This window comes from Ruegeria sp. HKCCD6428 (genome assembly GCF_013110595.1).
GTDB lineage: Bacteria > Pseudomonadota > Alphaproteobacteria > Rhodobacterales > Rhodobacteraceae > Ruegeria.
In genome coordinates, this window is record NZ_WVQX01000020.1 from 1 (window position 1) to 2,500 (window position 2,500).

At 54.8% G+C, this 2,500-nt stretch carries 1 tRNA gene and 2 rRNA genes (1 of these 3 cut by a window edge); all 3 read right to left on the minus strand.

Annotated elements, in window-relative coordinates:
• Positions 1–8 precede the first annotated feature (8 nt).
• Positions 9–85: transfer RNA gene (locus tag GS620_RS21715), tRNA-Met, on the minus strand.
• A 51-nt stretch (positions 86–136) separates the two neighbouring features.
• Positions 137–251: ribosomal RNA gene (gene rrf, locus GS620_RS21720) — 5S ribosomal RNA — on the minus strand.
• Positions 252–437: 186 nt separating this feature from the next.
• Positions 438–2,500 (minus strand): 23S ribosomal RNA (locus tag GS620_RS21725) (it continues 803 nt past the right edge of the window).

A 2,500-nucleotide genomic window follows, 5' to 3' on the forward strand; every position in this document is an offset into this window, starting at 1 on the left:
CTGGAAGTTGGTTGCGGGGAGAGGATTTGAACCTCTGACCTTCAGGTTATGAGCCTGACGAGCTACCGGACTGCTCCACCCCGCGCCAGTGTCAGTTATTGTGTCATCGTGTTAGAGAGATGTGGGCTTTTACTAGGTTTGGCGGTGACCTACTCTCCCGGGGCTTAAGCCCAAGTACCATTGGCGCGGCAGTGCTTAACTTCCGGGTTCGGGATGGGACCGGGTGTTTCACTTGCGCTATGACCACCAAACCGAGGAAAAGCCCACGTCGCTCTTTTTGCTTTGCAAAAAGGCGACGCGCGGGAGGCAGCGCATTCGCTTGCGAATGCGCGTTCCCGCACGGTTGTAATTATCAACCAACAGTGTCGCTTGGTGCGACACGATCATCCATTGTCAAGGTCGGTGTATGCTTTGGTCTTGTCTTTCCATTACTGGATCAAATCAAGCCTATCGGGCGATTAGTACCGGTCAACTGAACGCATTACTGCGCTTACATCTCCGGCCTATTGACGTGGTGGTCTTCCACGGCCCTCAGGGAGACCTTGTTTTGAGGGGGGCTTCCCGCTTAGATGCCTTCAGCGGTTATCCTGTCCGATCATAGCTACCCAGCACTGCCGTTGGCACGACAACTGGTCCACCAGTGGATCGTTCACCCCGGTCCTCTCGTACTAGGGGCAACTCCTCTCAAGTCTCCTACACCCACGGCAGATAGGGACCGAACTGTCTCACGACGTTCTAAACCCAGCTCACGTACCTCTTTAAACGGCGAACAGCCGTACCCTTGGGACCTGCTCCAGCCCCAGGATGAGATGAGCCGACATCGAGGTGCCAAACACTGCCGTCGATATGGACTCTTGGGCAGTATCAGCCTGTTATCCCCGGCGTACCTTTTATCCGTTGAGCGATGGCCCTTCCACTCGGGACCACCGGATCACTATGGCCGTCTTTCGACTCTGCTCGACTTGTCAGTCTCGCAGTCAGGCTGGCTTCTGCCATTGCACTCAACGAGCGATTTCCGACCGCTCTGAGCCAACCTTCGCGCGCCTCCGTTACGCTTTAGGAGGCGACCGCCCCAGTCAAACTACCCGCCACGCAGGGTCCCGGATCCGGATAACGGACCGCGGTTAGACATCAAGAGTGCGAAGGGTGGTATCTCAAGGGAGGCTCCACCGCGACTGGCGTCACGGTTTCAAAGCCTACCACCTATCCTGCACATCACAATCCTGATGCCAGTGCGAAGCTGTAGTAAAGGTGCACGGGGTCTTTCCGTCTAACCGCGGGAAGCCTGCATCTTGACAGGCAATTCAATTTCGCTGAGTCGATGTTGGAGACAGCGGGGAAGTCGTTACGCCATTCGTGCAGGTCGGAACTTACCCGACAAGGAATTTCGCTACCTTAGGACCGTTATAGTTACGGCCGCCGTTTACCTGGGCTTCAATTCAAGGCTCTCACCTCTCCTTTTAACCTTCAGGCACCGGGCAGGCGTCAGACCCTATACGTCGTCTTGCGACTTCGCAGAGCCCTGTGTTTTTAATAAACAGTCGCCACCCCCTGGTTTGTGCCCCCAGCCCCTAGTTGCCTAGGAACCGGGCCTCCTTCTCGCGAACTTACGGAGGTATTTTGCCGAGTTCCTTCAACATCGTTCTCTCAAGCGCCTTGGTATGCTCTACCAGTCCACCTGTGTCGGTTTAGGGTACGGTCTGATGGAGGGCTATTTCCAGGAACTGCTCAGCAGCCCAACCAATCCGATAAGGTTGAACTACACCTGCAATCCGTCACATCCTCCTGGCCTAGGAATATTAACCTAGTTCCCATCGCCTACGCCTTTCGGCCTCGGCTTAGGGGCCGGCTTACCCTGCTCAGATTAGCTTTAAGCAGGAACCCTTGGACTTTCGGCGAGAGTGTCTCTCACACTCTTTGTCGCTACTCATGTCATCATTCTCACTAGTGATCTCTCCACCGGATCCCTCACAGGCCGGCTTCATCGAAAGAACTCTATCCTGCGCTACCGCCTATTCGGCTACTTGAGCGCGATTACTCGCGCCACATAACCAGCGGCAATACAGGATGAGTTCTATGTCACACTACGCTCTGCTACCATGCCTTACGGCATCCTAAGCTTCGGCTCATGGCTTGAGCCCCGTTACATCTTCGCCGCAGGACAACTTGTTTAGACCAGTGAGCTGTTACGCTATCTTTAAAGGATGGCTGCTTCTAAGCCAACCTCCTGGTTGTTTTGGTCGTCCCACCTGCTTTCCCACTTAGCCATGAATTGGGGGCCTTAGCTGTAGGTCAGGGTTGTTTCCCTCTCCACTACGGACGTTAGCATCCGCAGTGTGTCTGCCATCTAGTACTCCCGGGTATTCGGAGTTTGGTTAGGATCAGTAAGCCTGTGGGGCCCCATTACCCATCCAGTGCTCTACCCCCCGGGGTATTCGGATGACGCTCTACCTAAATAGATTTCGCAGAGAACCAGCTATCTCCGAGTTTGATTGGCCTT